We start from the raw sequence: 15,766 nt of genomic DNA on the forward strand, positions 1-15,766 counted from the left end.
CCGTTCCCTTTCCTTTCCGGTCAAAATGGGCTTAGAACGCTTCTATGCTGAGAGGCCCGCCAGGGCCCAAAAACCCCGAGATTTGCCCCATGAACGCTCCGACCGCTTTCCCCGACCAGTCCAAGCCCGTTCCGCCCTACAAGCACACCCCGCTGTTCCCGCTGGGCAAGGACGAGACGCCCTACAAGAAGATTTCGTCCGAGGGCGTCCGGGTCGAGAAGGTGCTCGGCAAGGACATGCTGGTGGTGTCGCGCGAGGCGCTGCGGGCGCTGTCGGAGGCCGCCTTTGGCGACATCAACCATTACCTGCGCCCGGGGCACCTGAAGCAGCTCCGCTCGATCCTGGAGGACAGTGAGGCCAGCCCGAACGACAAGTTCGTCGCGCTGGACTTCCTCAAGAACGCCAACATCGCGGCCGGCGGCGTGCTGCCGATGTGCCAGGACACCGGCACCGCGATCATCATGGGCAAGAAGGGCTGCAACGTCATCACCGACGGCGACGACGAGGCGGCGCTATCGGAAGGCGCGCGCGATGCTTACCTGCGCCGCAATTTGCGCTACTCGCAGGTCGCGCCGCTCTCGATGTACGAGGAGAAGAACACCGCCAACAACATGCCGGCGCAGTGCGAGATCTACGCCGAAGGTGATGACGCCTACAAGTTCATGTTCATGGCCAAGGGCGGCGGCTCCGCCAACAAGAGCTTCCTGTTCCAGGCGACGCCGTCGGTGCTGACCAAGGACCGGCTGCTCGCGTTCCTGAAGGAAAAGATCCTCACGCTCGGCACCGCGGCGTGCCCGCCTTATCATCTCGCCATCGTCATCGGCGGCACCTCGGCCGAGCTCTGCATGAAGACGGTGAAGCTCGCTTCGGCGCGCTATCTCGATGCGCTGCCGACCCACGGCTCGCCCGACGGCAACGCCTTCCGCGACGTCGAGATGGAGAAGGAAATCCACAAGATGACGCAGTCGCTCGGTGTCGGCGCGCAGTTCGGCGGCAAGTATTTCTGCCATGACGTGCGCGTCATCCGCATGCCGCGTCATGGCGCCTCGCTCCCGATCGGACTTGGCGTGTCCTGCTCGGCCGACCGCCAGGTACTCGGCAAGATCACCAAAAACGGCGTCTATCTCGAGGAGCTCGAGCACAACCCGGCGCAGTACCTGCCGCAGGTCGAGCAATCGCTCGGTGGCGAGGTCGTCAAGATCGACCTCAACCAGCCGATGAAGGACATTCTGGCGACGTTCTCGAAGTACCCGATCAAGACCCGGGTCTCGATGACCGGCACCATGATCGTCGCGCGCGATAGCGCCCATGCCAAGCTGCGTGAGCGGCTGGAGAAGGGCGAGCCGCTGCCGGACTATTTCAAGAACCATCCGGTCTATTATGCCGGCCCCGCCAAGACGCCCGAAGGCTACGCCTCCGGCGCGTTCGGTCCGACCACCGCAGGCCGGATGGATTCCTTCGTCGACCAGTTCCAGGCCGCCGGCGGTTCGATGGTGATGGTTGCCAAGGGCAACCGCGCGCCGGCCGTGCGCGAGGCCTGCAAGAAATATGGCGGCTTCTATCTCGGCTCGATTGGCGGTGCGGCGGCGAACCTCGCCGAACACTGCATCAAGAAGGTCGAGGTGCTCGAATATCCCGAGCTCGGCATGGAAGCGATCTGGCGCATCGAAGTCGTCGACTTCCCCGCCTTCATCATCATCGACGACAAGGGCAACGACTTCTTCAAGGAGCTGAATTTGGGCTAGCCCTTCACATCGCCTTCACTTGCGGTAAAGCCGTCGCAGAGGCGAGCGATTTCGCCTGAGGCCATCCTTCGAGACGCCCGCCGCTGGCGGGCCCTCAGGATGAGGACCGATCACGCGGCTGGCGTTTCAACGAGCGCCGATGCTGCTTAGCCTCATCCTGAGGGACCGCGAAGCGGTCGGCTCGAAGGACGAGGCGCGCGCTCGGGACTCACAAAGCGCTATTGCTCTGCCGCTTCCCGTGGCGACGGAGAATACTTAGCTGCAAGTCGTGACCTGGTTGGAGCACAGCGCGCGCCACCAGCCGCGGACGCCGTCGTGGCTCTCGACGAGCCCCCAATACCCGCTGCAGGCAAGAAGCCGCTTCGGTCCGCCGTCGCCGTCGATCGGGCCGCCGAGCTCGCGTTGGGCCGGCATCCATTTGGCATCGGTGAAGGGCGCCTGAAACAGTCCGCCCGCCCGCGTGGCGCCGTTGGCGTAATTTGCGCCGACCTTGTTCGAGGCGACCCAGCCGCGTCCCGCATAGGGCTTTGGCGCGCTGCGCGGATATCGCTTCTCGTCCTCGTAGTCCTTGCCCGGCGGCTTCGCGCCTTCGATCAGGAACCAGCCGTCCCTGAAGCCGATGATGCGGAATTCGGTGAGCCAGCCACCCTCGGGCGTGTTCTCGGCGCCGCCGAGCTTGAGGCGATAGGGCGGCGGCAGCATGCCGAGCACGCGCGCTTTCACCGAGGGTTCGGCGCGCACGTTGAGGCCATCAGGATCCTTGTCGATCGACCAGGCGCCCAGATCGCAGGGCTCGGTGCCCTCGGGCAGGCTTACGCGCTTTGCGGCCAGTTCGGCGTGCAGCTTGGCGAAATCGGTGTCGTCGTCGTCGGGATCCGGCGCAGCTCGCGGCTTGATCTCGGCCGACACCGCGCGCGTTGCGTCCGGCGTCAGCGTGACGACGAGGACCTGACGCGCAGCAAACACGCTGGCCGGAGTCTTCGGATCGTTCGATGTTGCGGGATAAACGGCGAGGTAGCCGGTCGAGCCTTCGGTCCGGTAGGCGAGGCCGGCGACATAGCCGGCCGGCACCATGGCGAGCGCGCTTGCGCGCCACGCCGGCTCGCTGTCGTCCGCGCCCGCGGCTTGTGTCGCGACAGACAATAGCGTTGCCGCGACGAGACGGAGCACGCGCATGGTGGCCGCGCAGCCTTACGCGCGGGCGCCTGTGAACGGGAAGCTGCCCATCGGGCCGATGCCCATCTCGCCACTGATGCTGTCGCCGGAGACGGTGCCGTTGAATTCGAGCGTGAGTGGCATCGGCTTGTCGATCGAGACCTTCCAGGAGACGTTGTCGCCGGAGACGGTGCCGTCGAAAATCTCGGCGGTATTACCTTCCGCACCCTGCGTGCCCGTCAGCGTGCCGCCCGCGGCCTTCAGGCTCAGCGTCGCCTGGCGCTCGCCCATCGGCGTCGTCATGGTCAGATTCCAGTTGCCGTCTACGGCCATTCCCGTCTCCCCAACAAATCCCGGCGGACCGCGACGATCCGCGGCCGTCCTGAGCGAGGCTATAGCCCAACTCGTAGCTCCTGCCTAACCCTGCGATCAGCCAATCAGGCGCGAGCGGCGGCGCGCCGGCGGCTGGTGACGATGAGCCTCAGAACGACGTACTGCACGGCAAAGGCTAGGATCTTGGCGCCGCCGGCGACCACCGTGAGATAGAACGCCCACAGCTTCAGATCGCCGGTTGAGGCGACCGCGATCATGCCGGCGCCGATCACGAACATCAGCACCGCCCAGGCATAGCCCGCGACCGTCACATATTCCGGAACGGTCTCGACGACGATCGGCGGCATGTAGCGCAGCATCCAGCCGCGCTTGAGCATGATGAGGCCGATCGCAAAATGCGCGATCGAAGGCTTGGCCATCATGAAGCGAGGATCATTGGTCAGCAGGGTGATCGCGCCCAGGCCGACGACGAGCGCGAGGCTCGCATAGGTCATGTAGTTGAGTTTCTGGCCCTTGACGCGGGCGTAGATCACCTGCGCGATCGCGCCGGCAACCGCCACCGATGTCGCCAGGATGACGTTGTCGGTGACGAGGTAGATGACCAGGAAGAGGATGGCGGAAAAGAGATCGGAGGCGAGGCGGGCGAATACGTCCTTCATCGTCAATCCTGTTCAGCGGGCGTCGGGCAATGCGCCGGCCGGGGTACCGTACTTGATCTGGCGATACTCGGGATACCATTTTGTGAAGTAAATCGCGCTGTTGCGGGCGGCGAAGGCGACCGCAAGGCTGAACCAGAGCGGCAGGCCGGGGAGGTAGAGCAGCACGAGATTGGCGGCCGCCATCAGCAGCGCGGCCACGGTCCAGGCGCCGGTGATGACGTAATTGGCATGGAGAAAGCCTGGCATCGCCGCGGTCTCGGCCGGCACCGCTTCCAGCGCATATTGCAGCGTGAAGGGACGGCGGACCAGCATTGAGCCGAGCGAGATCACGAAGATGCCGATGTCAACCGACAGCTTGACGCCGAGCGTGCCGAGCTGCGGATCGAGCAGGGCGAGGTAGAGCCCGATTGCGGCGAACACGGCCGCCGAGCCTGCAGCGAGGGTCTTCACCGAGCGGCCACGCGCGACATCGATTGCGATGGTGCCGAGGCAGATCGCGGAGGCCGCGAACACGCTTGAGGTGGCCGAGGTCACCAGCATCAGCACAGTGTAAACGCCGTAGGGCGCGAGGATCAGGAAAATCGTCATGGCCGCCTCGGTAAGGCCGATCTTTACGTTGTAAAGATGAATAACTCCGGACCGGCGGCGGGTCAAGCGAAATCTTTACAGTGTCAAAATGACGTAAGCGACATGTAAAAGTTGAATTGCTGCAAGGGCTTGATCGGACGCCTCCTCGGCGAATTCCGCCCAGGGCAGGCGCGATAGGATCGGCAGCGCGCAGGCGATAGCGAGGCCGAGGGCGAGCAGGATGCCGCCGTTGAAGATGACTTCCCCGCTGCGCCGCAACCGGATCATCTGAACGGCAGCTACGGCGCAGATCAGCGCGAGGACGGCGAGGATGTCTGTGGTCAGTGAGTGCATCTGCATGCGAGGGCCTCTTCGGTGGTCCATCCGTGCTGTGTCTTCGAGCGCAAAGGAGGCGCCCTGGAGTGACAGCCGCTACTGCGCACCCACCCAATTGCCGTGAAAGCCATCCGGCACGCGATGGCCGAGCTGCACCAGCGCCACGGGGCCGGCTTCGACATCTCTGGCATTGAATACCGCGAGGTCGCTGCGGTTCTCTCGCGCGCGCCAGACCACGGCGAGCAGCCAGCCATCGCCCTCAGTCGCATCCTTCGATCGCTCGACGAACACCGGCTCGGAGATGGTGTCGCCGGCGGGCAGCAAATAATGGCCGAGCCGCCTGCCGTTGCCGTCGACATGGACGACGCCGGAGAGCGCACCGAACATCGGCAGCTTTGGATTGGCGCAGGCGTACCAGCCGTGACGGTTTCTGAGCCCGGCGCGGCGATCGTCGATGCGCGGAAATTCGCCGGTGAGATCGTCGAGGTAAGTCTGCTGAAAGCGGTCGGTATTGCCTGCGAGGTCGAACGTCCAGCGGCAGTGGCGGGCGCGCGACTTCTCCGGATCGGTCGGTCGTCCATCGGGGTGCGGAAACAGCGGCGCTTCCTCGAACTGCATGACGTCGGCGACGATGCGGCTGTCCTCTTCCCACGCATTCATGATGTGGAACACGTAGCAGGCTTCACCGCGGAACCAGACGATGTCCTCCGCGCTGCCGCTGCGCTTCATCACGCCGACATAGGCGCCCTTGTCCGGCTCCCAGGCGTAGGGCGGCCGTCCGCTCATTGCGCGCTCCATGCTGCCGGTGATGGGCAGGATCGGAAACAGCACATGGTTCGCGGTGACGATGAAATCGTGCACCATGCTGGCATAGGGCGCCTCGAACCGTTCGAAGCGCGTCGCCTTGCCGGAGGCGTCGATCGATCCGTAGGAGAGGGCAGGGGTCAACGGACCTGCGGCGTTGTAGCCGAAGAACACGAGCTCGCCGGTGGCGGGATCGATCTTCGGATGCGCGGTGAAGCTGCCCGCGATGCGACCGTGATAGTTGTGATAGCCGCGCGTCGCCAGCGTGCCCGGCTCGATCTCGGTCGGCAGATGCGCCTCTTCCAGCGCGAGCAGCTTGCCGGCATGGAAGATGATATTGGTATTGGCGACGCCGCCGTCGGTGAGATCAGCCGGAGCATCCGGCAGCTTGCGGCCGAAACCGCCGAACAAGGCGCGGCCGGCATCGTGCTCGGCCAGCCATTTCGGCGTGCGGACCCATCGGTTGCGGTAGCTGGCGCGGCCGTTCTCGAGATGGAAAGCGTGCAGCATGCCGTCGCCGACGAACCAATGGGCGCCGGGCGAAGCGAATTGCGGATTGGGACCGTTGCGATAGAGCGTTCCGTTTAGGTCGCGTGGCAACTCGCCGACGATCGTCAGGAAGGGCGCATCCGCCTCGAACGGGATCGGGGCGATATTGCTGCGGCGCTCGGCCATGGCGTCATGCTGCACGGCGAATCCTCCCCGATCTTTACATCGTAAAGATCGAATAGGCCCGATTGCGGCTTTCGTCAAGTGAAATCTTTACACTGTCAATATTGCGTCATATAGCTTGCAAATGGCCAAGACCGACACCAAGAGCGAAACGGCGCGACGCTCGCGTGCTCCCAGACGAACGATTTCGACCGCGGCATCGCGCAGTTCACGCCGCGCGACGAGCGCGAAGACCGAGACGCCGTACCATCACGGCGCCTTGCGCGAGGCGCTGCTCCAGGCCGCCGAGCGCGTGCTGGAGCGCGACGGCCTCGCCGGGCTGACGTTGCGTGCGGTGGCGCGCGAGGCCGGCGTCTCGCATGCCGCCCCCACCCATCATTTCGGCGATCTCACCGGCCTCCTCAGCGAGCTCGCGGCCGTGGGCTTCCGCCAGTTCAACGCCGCGATGGCCTCGTCTTCCGACGCCGCCACGACTCCGCTCGAGCGCGCGCTGGCGCGGCCGAAGGCCTATGTCGCCTATGCGCAGGCGCATCCCGGCATGTATGGCATCATGTTCCGCACCGAGCGGCTGGATTATTCACGGCCGTCGCTGCACGAGGCGGCTGAGGCCTCGTTCGCGGGACTTGCCAATGCGGTCGGCATGATGCGGCAGGAGCAGATCAGCGGCGATGCGCTGACGCTGAACCAGGGCGCCGCGATCGCGCGCGCCTGGTCGATGGTGCACGGCTTCACCATGCTGCTGCTCGACGGACGTCTCAAGGATATTCTGGAGCGGTTGCCCGAGGGGATGACAGCCGAACGGCTGCTCGAGGCCATGCTGACCGCGCCCGCCAGCACGAAGCCTCCCGTTTAGCAGCCGTTGAGCCCGAAAACGCGCTACCGCATTGTCGCCAGCTCGACGGCGCGTCCGCGCGTGCCAATGATCTTCACCTCGTCCTTGTCGCACGCGAAGCTGCGGGCGAAATCGTCCGCGGCCTTGCGCGCAAGCTCATTGGCGGTGGGATTGGCGATCGCATCGACATAGGCGACGTGGCAAACCGGGCCGGGTGGTAGCCGGGTCACGACCAGCATGGCCTTGGTGTTCGGCCGTCCCTGCTTGTCGGGATCGCTGTCGTCGGCGATGTGCCAGCGCTGGATGATCGCAAACGGCTTCGTGCCGGCCGCGCGCCATTCGATCGTGGTCTCCGATGAATTGAATGGGGCGAACCAGACCTTGGCCGCCGGTTCCTCGGCGGCAGCCCTGCGATTGCGGCCGACCGAGACGATTTCGCGAAGATCGTCCTCTGCGATCAGCACCACGAGCCCGTCCTTGCCCTTGCATACCCGCGTGGTGCTGCCGTCGAGCTCGCTGGGCTTGCCGATCTGGCGGCAGTCCTTTGCCGCCGTCGAGGTGTAGGTGCTGCCCATGGATTGAGCGGCGGCGCTGTTCAGGCCGATGCAAATCATCAGGACGGCGAGGCCTATGCTGGTGATGCGGCTCATCATGAGGCTTTGATGGTATTGGAACTTCCTTCCATCAGACGTCTTCATTGTGGGCAAGGTTCAAACTGGGGCGGGATAGACCTGACAGCGGCGCGGAATCGTTCTAGAAGAGCGGCTTCGCTTGGGCTCCTCCAGCCTCGTTTGCGTCCTCATTTTCTCGATCATGCCAGCCACCTCAAACAAACCCTATCGCGTCGGCCGCTCCAAGACCGGGCTCGGCCTCTTCGCCACCAAGCCGATCAAAAAGGGCACCCGGATCATCCGCTATTTCGGACCGATCCTGGATTCACGGATTCCCGAGCAGGACGAGATCGAGAACAAATATCTGTTCGAGCTCAACGGCCGCTGGACCATCGACGGTTCGGTCCGCAAGAACCTCGCCCGCTACATCAACCATTCCTGCCGGCCCAACGCCGAGTCCGACGTCCGTCCGCGCGAGCGCAAGGTCTTCATTCGGGCCATCAAGGACATCGAGCCGGGCGACGAGATCAACTACGATTACGGCACCGACTATTTCAAAGCCTATCTGAAGCCGATCGGCTGCAAATGCGACTCCTGCGAGAAGAAGCGCAAGAAGCTGCGTGCCGAGGCGCGGGCGGAAGCCGCCAAGGCGAAGGCCCGCAAGGCCAAGAAGGCGGGGGGCACGAGCCCGGCCAACAAGTCCACCAAAAAGAAGAAGCTCAACGGCCACGCCGTTGGCAAGGCGAACGGTCGCGCGCGGGCGTAGCAACGATCCAAAAAGCAGTCGCTCCGGCAAGAAGCAGTCATTCCGGGGCAATGCGCAGCATCGAACCCGGAATCTCGAGATTCCGGGTTTGGTGCTCATGCACCAGCCCGGAATGACCGTCGAACTGGCCTTCACGCCGCCGCCACGCGCCCACTCCTCCGCAATCCCACATATTGCAGCTCGGCAAACACGCCGGTGGCGATCGCCTGCGCGACGACCATCAGCTCGCCGGCGATATTCGGCGACACCGCGCCGGAGAGCAGCAGCGCGATGCTGCCGACGGTCCAGGCCGCATTGCCGATCACGACCAGCAGGACCAACGGTTTCGCCACCGTGGCGCGCGAAGCGAGCCAGCCGACCAGGGCGGTATAGGCGATCAGGAACAGCCCGGTCTCGCGCAATAGCGCTTCGGGCAGGTTGAACAGCGTCGCGAACGGTCCGGCGCCGAAGCTGAAGCCGAGCGCGGCGACGCCGCTGAAAAGGGCATCAGCGAGCAGCGCGCGGCGCAGGAAGGTGGAAGCATCGATCATCGGGGGTCTCCATGGTTGGGGTGGGCTCGGGGTGAAACTCAGTGCCGTCCGCGCCACCAGGCGCGGAGCAGGCGGGCGAGGCGGAACGGACAGAGGCTTCTGCCGACGCCGTGCTCGAAGGCGATGACCTGTGCGACCACGTAATCGCCGGTCGAATGCACCAGCGGCTCCGGCATGTTGAGGCTGCGTGCCAGCATCCGCGTTGCGAAGGCCATGGCCCAGGGAACAAGGTGGTCGGCGACGGTCCGGTAGAGCAGCAGCGCGATCATGATCATCTCCCGTTGCAGCCAAAGATGCGCCGGCCCGCGGGCCAATTCGATTACCTCGCTGGTAATGGAAGGGCCGAAATCTGCGTGCTACGTTTCTGCTCATGAACGCACATGCATCCACGGCACGGTCCGAACGCAGCCAGCCGGTCCATATCGGCGACCATCTGCGCGAATGGCGGCAGCGCCGCCGCATGAGCCAGCTCGATCTTGCGGGCGAGGCCGAAATCTCGGCGCGTCACCTGAGCTTCGTCGAGACCGGCCGTGCCGCGCCCTCGCGCGACATGGTGCTGCGGCTCGCCGAGCGGCTGGATGTGCCCTTGCGCGAACGCAACGTGCTGCTGGTCGCTGCCGGCTATGCGCCGGCATTCCAGCAGCGCCCGCTGGAGGATCCCGCCTTGAAATCAGCCCGCCAGGCGATCGACCTCGTGCTCAGGGCGCATGAACCCAATCCGGCGCTCGCGGTGGACAGGCATTGGAACCTGGTGTCGGCCAACCGCATGGTGGCGCCGCTGCTCGATGGCATTCCGCCGCATCTGCTCGGCCAGCCCTTCAACGTGCTGCGGCTCGCCTTTCACCCCGAGGCGCTGGCATCGCGCACGGTCAACCTCGCGGAATGGTGCGGGCACCTGCTGGAGCGGCTGCACCGGCAATGCGAGGCGACGGCCGATCCCGAATTGATCAAGCTCTATGGCGATCTCAAGAGCTACCCGATCCCGGCGCGCGCGGGGCCGCTGTCGAGCGATAATGTCGCCATCCCTTTCAAGCTGCGCCACGAGGGCGAGATCTTGAGCTTCTTCTCCACCACCATGGTGTTCGGCACGCCTGTCGACATCACGCTGTCGGAGCTGGCGCTGGAGACGTTCTTCCCGGCGGACGAGCGCACCGCGGAACGGCTGAAGCGGATGGCGGCAGCCATGACATAGCGCCCTTGCCTCGGGGCGGGTTCGGCTTATCTTTGGGCCAACCTTTACCGCCAAGGAGGCGCCTGACATGAGCACGCTGAAACCGCTCCAGATCGACGTCGTCTCCGATGTGGTTTGCCCCTGGTGCTATATCGGCAAGCACCGGATCGAAAGCGCGCTGGCGCTCGTTCCGGACGTTCCGGTCAAGCTCAACTTCCGCCCGTTCTTCCTCAATCCCTGGGTGCCGCGCGAGGGTATCAGCCGCGAGGCCTATCTCACCCAGAAGTTCGGCTCGGTCGAGGCCTATAAGGGTATTGCCGGGCGCGTCGTTGCGGCCGCCACCGAGGAGGGCCTCGTCTACAAGCCCGAGCTGGTCGCGCGCCAGCCCAACACGACCGATTGCCATCGCCTCATCCTGTGGGCGGACGCGATCGGCAAGGCGCCCGAGATGAAGCAGCGCCTGATGGAGCTCTATTTCCGCGACGGCGGCGATCTCACCGATGTGAACGTGCTGGTGCAGGCGGCCGCCGATATCGGTCTCGATGGCGAGGACGTGCGCAAGCGCCTCGCCACCGACGAGGACGTCGCGCGCGTCTCGGCGGATGCGCAGGAAGCCGCCGAGAAGGGCATCTCCGGCGTGCCGACCTATGTGTTCGCACAGAAATACGCCGTCTCCGGCGCGCAGGACCCGAACCTTCTCGCGCGCGCCATCCGCCAGGTCTCGGCGGAGATCAACGCGCAAGCGGCGGAGTAGCGTCGCTCATTTGCGGAGCCGTCGAACCACGCTTCGCGCGGCCTCATGCGCGGCATTGAGACCGACCAGCGCGCCGTGAACGAGCGCCACGACAGGATCGTGCCGCCGGAGCGGGATCACCACGTCACCGATCGCAAAGCGCCCCCGCCAGATCCGGTTGATCATGGGATGGTCGGCGCTCGCGGTGGAATCTGCGCTGGCGATGGCGGGATCGGCGCAGAGGTGACGGGTGAGATCGAGCGTGAGCTGCACGCCCGGCGAATATCTTGCAAAGCGCTCGTCGATGCCGAGCTTGAAGAAGAAGGCGCGATCCTGATGGCGCAGCACGATGCCGGCCGCAATCGGCGTCGCGCCGGCGCGAAGCATGATCATCTCGCACTGCGCGGTCTCCGCCAGCGCCGGCACGGCGCGGCGAATGAAGGCGGCATCGCCCGCATGCTGGACCAGCGCGGTGCCGCGCTTGCCTTTCCAGCCGCTGGCTTCGAGCTGCAGGAATGTTTCGAGCGCGGCCCCGATCTCGTCAGGTCGGCGCGCGACCTCGAACGTAACAGGACCATGCTCTTCGAGCCGATGACGCTGGCGGCGCAGCTCCTTGAGCTTCTTGGCGCCGAGCGCGTCGCGCAGCAGCGTTTCGTCATCCTGCGTCGCATCGAGGCTGGCGCGGATGTAGGACGAAAGGACGCGCGGCGTCAGGCCGTCGCGCTCCATGACCTGCTTGAGCACCTTCATCGCAGCGCCGTCGAGCGCGACGTCGTTCAGCACGAGCGCATGCGCGCCGGCCTGACGCGCCTGCTGCAACAATTGCGTGGCTGCCTCGATCGAGCCGTCGCGGTCGATCAGCGGGCTACACAGCGTGCCGTAGGGGTGCGCGCTCACCAGCGCGGGCAGAGGAATCTTCCAGGCCCGCCATAGCGAGATTACCGGCATCAGCCCGATCAACCGCGGCGAGGAGCCGTCGAATGCGGCCAATGCCGAGGCTTTGGTGCGGCCCCGCGCCGTGGCGCTGACGGCGAGCTCCCAGGCGGGCAGGTAATATCCGTTCGGCTCGATCGCCCGCTGCGCGAGGGCGCGCCACTGGCCGGGGTCGATCGCCGTCAGCGGGACGAGCGCATGCGCAGCTCCGGCATTCCGTGCCGATGCCGGATTGATCGCCGCCTGCTGCGCGATGTCGGCCACGTCCCGTCGTCCCCAATCACGCGGGCTGAGCCCGTGTTACGCAGGCATCCTTAGCGCAAAGAATGGAAAATACCGTTGGGGCGCCACTTCAATTCGAGTCGTAGTGTTAACGTCTCGTTGAGCATCCGGAGGCTGGCCGCCAGATGCTCCAACGCGGATGCTATTGCTCACCCGGGACGAAATGGTCGCGGGCGCTCGCCCGTCCACCTCCCACGATATCGGTGATGGCAATGTCGATGTCGCGCGAGGTCTTCGGCAGGTCGGCTCGGCCGACCTGGACCGACAGCCTGACCTCGCGGGTCTGATCCTGCCCGACCTCGATGATCGGCTTACCGTCGGGTCCCGCCTCGACGCCGGCGACGCGCAGGGTCGCGCCCGGCAGGCCCGAGAGCTCCAGCGCGAACGATCGCTGTACGCTCTTGTTGAGAATGCGCACGGTATAGTCGTTGCGCACGCCGCCATCCGAGAGCTGAACGAACAGCGGATTGCGCTCGTGCAGCACGTTGACGTCCATGGTCGCGCGGGTGGCGAGCGTGTAGAGCATGATGCTTCCAACGATCGCGATCGCTGCCGTGTAAATCAGCGTGCGCGGGCGGATGATGCGATAGAGCGGCGGTTTGCCCTCGCGCCGGCGCTGCATGTTGATGTCGGTGTCGTAGCCGATCAGGCCCTTGGGCCGGCCGATCTCGTGCATGACGTTGTCGCAGGCGTCGATGCACAGGCCGCACTGAATGCAGCCGAGCTGGATGCCGTTGCGGATGTCGACCCCGGTGGGGCAGACATTGATGCACTGGTGGCAGTCGACGCAGTCGCCGGCGACATCGCCATGAGCGCGCGCCGCATCGGCCTTCTTCACCGACATGCGCGGCTCGCCGCGGTCGCGGCGATAGGTGACGTTGAGCGCCCATTCGTCGGTCAGGGCCGCCTGGATGCGCGGCCAAGGGCACATGTAAATGCACATCTGCTCGCGGGCGTGGCCGGCGAAGACGTAGGTCGTGGCGGTGAGAATGCCGATCCAGAGATAGGCGATGAACGGGGCCTGAAAGGTGGCGAGCTCCCTCACCAGCGTCGGCGCATCGTCGAAGTAGAGCACCCAGGCGCCTCCGGTCCACCAGGCGATCATGATCCAGAGAAAGTGCTTCAGCGCGACCTTTCGGATGTGGCCAAAGGTCCAGTAGCGCTTGTCGCCCTGCATGCGCTCGCGCCGGTCGCCTTCGACCCAGCGTTCGACGGCATAGAACAGGTCGGTCCATACCGTCTGCGGGCACATGTAGCCGCACCACAGCCGTCCCGCGACCGCGTTCATCAAGAACAGAATCATCGCGGCGAGTATCAGAAGGCCGGTGAAATAATAGACCTCCTGCGGCCACAGCTCGATGAAGAAGAAGTAGAACCGCCGATGCGGCAGGTCGATCAGCACGGCCTGGTCGGGCAGGCCGGGTCCGCGATTCCAGCGCGCGAACGGCAGGAGGTAATAGATCCCGAGCGTTACGCAGAGGATCGTCCATTTGATGCGGCGGAACGGCCCGTGCACCGACTGCGGATAGACCTTCCTGCGCTTCTCGTAGAGAGGCCCTTCGATGAAGGTGTCGTCGGTCATGGCAAATTCCCCTGCATCACAAACTGCATCCGCGCGCGTTCAGGAGAACGCGCAGCCGCTGCTCAGGCCGAGCTTCCTGAACACGATCGCTGCCGGGCAGAAGCCCGTGAACGAGGCCTGCAACATGTTCAGGCCGGCAAAGGCCGTCAGCAGGTACCAATACGCATTCACATAGGTGCCCAGTGCGAGACCGAGCAGAACGACGAATCCCGCAAAGGCGAGAACGGCTTTGTCGACATTCATGGTAGGCTCCTCTTGTTTGCAACGCTACGAACGGGTCAGGTTGGCTTCGGTCCAGGCGATGATGCTGCGCGTATCCATCGCGCCGGATTGGCGCGCGATCTCGCGGCCGCCGCGCATCAGCAGCAGCGTCGGAATGCCGCTGATGTTGAGCCGCGACGACAATGCGGAAGCATTGTCCGAATTCAGCTTCAGGAGCCGCACGCCGGGCTCAAGCTGTTGCGCCGCGCGGTCGAACATCGGTGCCATGGCGCGGCAGGGTCCGCACCACGGCGCCCAGACGTCGACGAGCACGGGAATATCGTTGCTGGCGACATGGCGAGCGAAGGCTGCTTCGTCCACCTCGATCGGCTGGCCGGTGAACATCGGCTGGTGGCAGGCGCCGCAGCGCGCACCTTCCGCTGCGCGCTCGGCGGGCAGGCGGTTGATGCGGCCGCAGCGTCCGCAGACGATCTGGCGTGTCGTGCTCATGTGCCGGTTCGGACCTCCTTGATCTTGGCGATATTCAGCCTGTCGAGCAGGAAGCGCTCGTAGAACGGCTCGCTCTCGCCGCGCCGCATCTTGCGCAGGAAGTATTTTTCGAAGGCGACCTTGGCGAAGTGCACCCATTCGCCCTTGGAGGACCAATTGACGTTGCGCGGCGGAATCTGCGGCTGCGCCAGGAAGGCGACCCCGGAGTCGCCGAAATCGGCGAGGCAGATCGCGTTCCAGGTCGGCTGCGCCGTCGGCTCCTTACCACGGAGCAGCGCGCCGATGTTGATCGCGGTCGCCGTCACCATGGATTCGATCATGAAGCCGGTCTTGGGAACGCCGACCGGCACCGGCGTCGCGCCAACCGGCGCGATCGCCACGCAGACACCGACAGCAAAGACATTGGGGAAGGAGGGGTTCTGCTGATGCTTGTCGACGATGACGAAGCCGCGCGGATTGGTCAGCTTCTCGATGCCGCGCACCGCCTCGACACCGCGAAAGGCGGGCAGCATCATGGAGTAGGCGAATGGCAGCTCATGAGCCTTGCGGGACGTGCCGCTGTCGGAGAACTCCTCCAACGTCATCACGCCGGGGGCGACGTTGTCGATGCGGGCGTTGGTGATCCACTTGATGTGCTTCTCGCGCATCTCGCTTTCCAGGAGACCCTTGGTGTCCCCGACACCGTCGAGACCGAGATGGCCGATATAGGGCTCCGAGGTGACAAACGTCATCGGGACCCGGTCGCGCAGCTTGCGCCGGCGCAGCTCGGTCTCGAGGATGAAGAGGAATTCGTAGGCCGGGCCGAAGCAGGAGGCGCCCTGAACGGCTCCGATCACGACCGGGCCGGGATTGGCCGCGAGCTTCTCGAAGGCTTCACGGGCGTGCGCGGCGTGATCGACATGGCAGATCGACTGGGTATGACCTTGCGGCCCGAGGCCGGGGATTTCGTCGAATGCAAGTTCAGGCCCGGTCGCGACGACCAGATAGTCATAGTCAATCGACGTGCCGTCGCCGAGCTCGATCCGGTTTTCGGTCGGGTGGACGCGCTTTGCGCCTTGCGTCAACAGCCGCGCGCCCTTGCGCTTCATCACGTCCGCGAGATTGATCTCGATATCTTCGCGCTTGCGCCAGCCGACCGCGACCCAGGGATTTGATGGGACGAAATGATAGACGGCGCCTTGCGATATGACGCTGAGGTGATCGTCCTTTCTCAACTGGGGCAGCAATTCATAGGCCATCAGCGTTCCGCTCAGACCGGCTCCGATAATTACAACTTCCGCCATGGGTACCTCCGTTGGACCAGGCTGCTCCGCCGGTTCAGTTCCGGCCGTCGTGCAGGTGCTT

At 64.9% G+C, this 15,766-nt stretch carries 19 protein-coding genes; 5 read left to right on the top strand and 14 right to left on the bottom strand.

The window, feature by feature from the left end; genetic code table 11:
- Positions 1 to 89: 89 nt before the first annotated feature.
- Positions 90 to 1,745, top strand: coding sequence for a fumarate hydratase (locus P6U31_RS13470; protein ID WP_407188930.1), 1,656 nt, complete (start codon positions 90 to 92; stop codon positions 1,743 to 1,745).
- A 255-nt stretch (positions 1,746 to 2,000) separates the two neighbouring features.
- Here the strand turns inward: P6U31_RS13470 and P6U31_RS13475 are convergent, their stop codons facing one another.
- From P6U31_RS13475 to P6U31_RS13500, 6 genes are all read right to left on the bottom strand, one after another.
- Positions 2,001 to 2,921, bottom strand: coding sequence for an SH3 domain-containing protein (locus P6U31_RS13475; protein ID WP_407188931.1), 921 nt, complete (start codon positions 2,919 to 2,921; stop codon positions 2,001 to 2,003).
- 15 nt (positions 2,922 to 2,936) lie between these two features.
- Positions 2,937 to 3,233, bottom strand: a complete 297-nt coding sequence (locus tag P6U31_RS13480; RefSeq protein WP_407188932.1) for a hypothetical protein — start codon at positions 3,231 to 3,233, stop codon at positions 2,937 to 2,939.
- Positions 3,234 to 3,337: 104 nt separating this feature from the next.
- On the bottom strand, positions 3,338 to 3,892 hold the full coding sequence (locus P6U31_RS13485) for an inner membrane-spanning protein YciB (protein ID WP_407188933.1): 555 nt from the start codon (positions 3,890 to 3,892) through the stop codon (positions 3,338 to 3,340).
- A gap of 12 nt (positions 3,893 to 3,904) precedes the next feature.
- Positions 3,905 to 4,480 (bottom strand): hypothetical protein, encoded by a 576-nt coding sequence (locus P6U31_RS13490; RefSeq protein ID WP_407188934.1) that lies wholly within the window; start codon positions 4,478 to 4,480, stop codon positions 3,905 to 3,907.
- Positions 4,481 to 4,555: 75 nt separating this feature from the next.
- The gene (locus P6U31_RS13495) at positions 4,556 to 4,819 is read right to left on the bottom strand and encodes a hypothetical protein (RefSeq protein WP_407188935.1); all 264 of its coding nucleotides are present in this window, start codon (positions 4,817 to 4,819) and stop codon (positions 4,556 to 4,558) included.
- Positions 4,820 to 4,891: 72 nt separating this feature from the next.
- Entirely contained in the window at positions 4,892 to 6,289 is a 1,398-nt protein-coding gene (locus P6U31_RS13500; RefSeq protein WP_407188936.1) for a carotenoid oxygenase family protein, read from the bottom strand.
- A gap of 106 nt (positions 6,290 to 6,395) precedes the next feature.
- On the opposite strand from P6U31_RS13500, the gene P6U31_RS13505 reads away from it, so the two are divergent.
- Positions 6,396 to 7,124 carry a TetR/AcrR family transcriptional regulator gene (locus tag P6U31_RS13505; RefSeq protein WP_407188937.1) on the top strand — a complete coding sequence of 243 codons (729 nt, stop codon included), beginning with the start codon at positions 6,396 to 6,398 and terminating at the stop codon, positions 7,122 to 7,124.
- A 23-nt stretch (positions 7,125 to 7,147) separates the two neighbouring features.
- On the opposite strand, the gene P6U31_RS13510 is transcribed toward P6U31_RS13505, so the two are convergent.
- A complete protein-coding gene (locus P6U31_RS13510) occupies positions 7,148 to 7,753 on the bottom strand; it encodes a hypothetical protein (RefSeq protein ID WP_407189841.1) in 606 nt (201 codons plus the stop codon).
- Between the two features lie 163 nt (positions 7,754 to 7,916).
- Between P6U31_RS13510 and P6U31_RS13515 the strand changes: the two genes are divergently transcribed.
- Positions 7,917 to 8,480, top strand: a complete 564-nt coding sequence (locus P6U31_RS13515) for an SET domain-containing protein (RefSeq protein ID WP_407188938.1) — start codon at positions 7,917 to 7,919, stop codon at positions 8,478 to 8,480.
- Positions 8,481 to 8,611: 131 nt separating this feature from the next.
- Here the strand turns inward: P6U31_RS13515 and P6U31_RS13520 are convergent, their stop codons facing one another.
- A complete protein-coding gene (locus P6U31_RS13520) occupies positions 8,612 to 9,010 on the bottom strand; it encodes a hypothetical protein (RefSeq protein ID WP_407188939.1) in 399 nt (132 codons plus the stop codon).
- Positions 9,011 to 9,048: 38 nt separating this feature from the next.
- The gene (locus P6U31_RS13525; protein ID WP_407188940.1) at positions 9,049 to 9,279 is read right to left on the bottom strand and encodes a hypothetical protein; all 231 of its coding nucleotides are present in this window, start codon (positions 9,277 to 9,279) and stop codon (positions 9,049 to 9,051) included.
- Between the two features lie 101 nt (positions 9,280 to 9,380).
- Between P6U31_RS13525 and P6U31_RS13530 the strand changes: the two genes are divergently transcribed.
- Positions 9,381 to 10,202, top strand: a complete 822-nt coding sequence (locus tag P6U31_RS13530) for a helix-turn-helix domain-containing protein (protein WP_407188941.1) — start codon at positions 9,381 to 9,383, stop codon at positions 10,200 to 10,202.
- 67 nt (positions 10,203 to 10,269) lie between these two features.
- Positions 10,270 to 10,935, top strand: a complete 666-nt coding sequence (locus tag P6U31_RS13535) for a DsbA family oxidoreductase (protein ID WP_407188942.1) — start codon at positions 10,270 to 10,272, stop codon at positions 10,933 to 10,935.
- A 6-nt stretch (positions 10,936 to 10,941) separates the two neighbouring features.
- Here the strand turns inward: P6U31_RS13535 and P6U31_RS13540 are convergent, their stop codons facing one another.
- From P6U31_RS13540 to P6U31_RS13560, 5 genes are all read right to left on the bottom strand, one after another.
- Complete coding sequence (locus P6U31_RS13540) at positions 10,942 to 12,111, bottom strand: GNAT family N-acetyltransferase (protein ID WP_407188943.1); 1,170 nt, start codon at positions 12,109 to 12,111, stop codon at positions 10,942 to 10,944.
- A gap of 160 nt (positions 12,112 to 12,271) precedes the next feature.
- Positions 12,272 to 13,711 (bottom strand): cytochrome c oxidase accessory protein CcoG, encoded by a 1,440-nt coding sequence (ccoG, locus tag P6U31_RS13545; RefSeq protein ID WP_407188944.1) that lies wholly within the window; start codon positions 13,709 to 13,711, stop codon positions 12,272 to 12,274.
- A 39-nt stretch (positions 13,712 to 13,750) separates the two neighbouring features.
- Positions 13,751 to 13,954, bottom strand: coding sequence for a DUF2892 domain-containing protein (locus P6U31_RS13550; protein ID WP_028181089.1), 204 nt, complete (start codon positions 13,952 to 13,954; stop codon positions 13,751 to 13,753).
- A 24-nt stretch (positions 13,955 to 13,978) separates the two neighbouring features.
- Positions 13,979 to 14,422, bottom strand: a complete 444-nt coding sequence (gene trxC, locus P6U31_RS13555; protein ID WP_407188945.1) for a thioredoxin TrxC — start codon at positions 14,420 to 14,422, stop codon at positions 13,979 to 13,981.
- A complete protein-coding gene (locus P6U31_RS13560; RefSeq protein ID WP_407188946.1) occupies positions 14,419 to 15,705 on the bottom strand; it encodes an NAD(P)/FAD-dependent oxidoreductase in 1,287 nt (428 codons plus the stop codon). The genes trxC and P6U31_RS13560 overlap by 4 nt, the downstream gene beginning before the upstream one ends.
- Positions 15,706 to 15,766: the final 61 nt, after the last annotated feature.

The organism is Bradyrhizobium centrosematis, assembly GCF_045571495.1.
Classification (GTDB): Bacteria; Pseudomonadota; Alphaproteobacteria; order Rhizobiales; family Xanthobacteraceae; genus Bradyrhizobium; species Bradyrhizobium centrosematis.

Excerpts from the sequence above, each read along its gene's own strand:
- P6U31_RS13550 (WP_028181089.1), bottom strand. The coding sequence starts at position 13,954 with ATGAATGTCGACAAAGCCGTTCTCGCCTTTGCGGGATTCGTCGTTCTG.
- P6U31_RS13480 (WP_407188932.1), bottom strand. The coding sequence starts at position 3,233 with ATGGCCGTAGACGGCAACTGGAATCTGACCATGACGACGCCGATGGGC.
- ccoG (WP_407188944.1), bottom strand. The coding sequence starts at position 13,711 with ATGACCGACGACACCTTCATCGAAGGGCCTCTCTACGAGAAGCGCAGG.
- P6U31_RS13510 (WP_407189841.1), bottom strand. The coding sequence starts at position 7,753 with ATGAGCCGCATCACCAGCATAGGCCTCGCCGTCCTGATGATTTGCATC.
- P6U31_RS13530 (WP_407188941.1), top strand. The coding sequence starts at position 9,381 with ATGAACGCACATGCATCCACGGCACGGTCCGAACGCAGCCAGCCGGTC.
- trxC (WP_407188945.1), bottom strand. The coding sequence starts at position 14,422 with ATGAGCACGACACGCCAGATCGTCTGCGGACGCTGCGGCCGCATCAAC.
- P6U31_RS13520 (WP_407188939.1), bottom strand. The coding sequence starts at position 9,010 with ATGATCGATGCTTCCACCTTCCTGCGCCGCGCGCTGCTCGCTGATGCC.
- P6U31_RS13525 (WP_407188940.1), bottom strand. The coding sequence starts at position 9,279 with ATGATCGCGCTGCTGCTCTACCGGACCGTCGCCGACCACCTTGTTCCC.
- P6U31_RS13505 (WP_407188937.1), top strand. The coding sequence starts at position 6,396 with ATGGCCAAGACCGACACCAAGAGCGAAACGGCGCGACGCTCGCGTGCT.
- P6U31_RS13495 (WP_407188935.1), bottom strand. The coding sequence starts at position 4,819 with ATGCAGATGCACTCACTGACCACAGACATCCTCGCCGTCCTCGCGCTG.
- P6U31_RS13515 (WP_407188938.1), top strand. The coding sequence starts at position 7,917 with ATGCCAGCCACCTCAAACAAACCCTATCGCGTCGGCCGCTCCAAGACC.
- P6U31_RS13535 (WP_407188942.1), top strand. The coding sequence starts at position 10,270 with ATGAGCACGCTGAAACCGCTCCAGATCGACGTCGTCTCCGATGTGGTT.
- P6U31_RS13470 (WP_407188930.1), top strand. The coding sequence starts at position 90 with ATGAACGCTCCGACCGCTTTCCCCGACCAGTCCAAGCCCGTTCCGCCC.
- P6U31_RS13475 (WP_407188931.1), bottom strand. The coding sequence starts at position 2,921 with ATGCGCGTGCTCCGTCTCGTCGCGGCAACGCTATTGTCTGTCGCGACA.
- P6U31_RS13490 (WP_407188934.1), bottom strand. The coding sequence starts at position 4,480 with ATGACGATTTTCCTGATCCTCGCGCCCTACGGCGTTTACACTGTGCTG.
- P6U31_RS13560 (WP_407188946.1), bottom strand. The coding sequence starts at position 15,705 with ATGGCGGAAGTTGTAATTATCGGAGCCGGTCTGAGCGGAACGCTGATG.
- P6U31_RS13485 (WP_407188933.1), bottom strand. The coding sequence starts at position 3,892 with ATGAAGGACGTATTCGCCCGCCTCGCCTCCGATCTCTTTTCCGCCATC.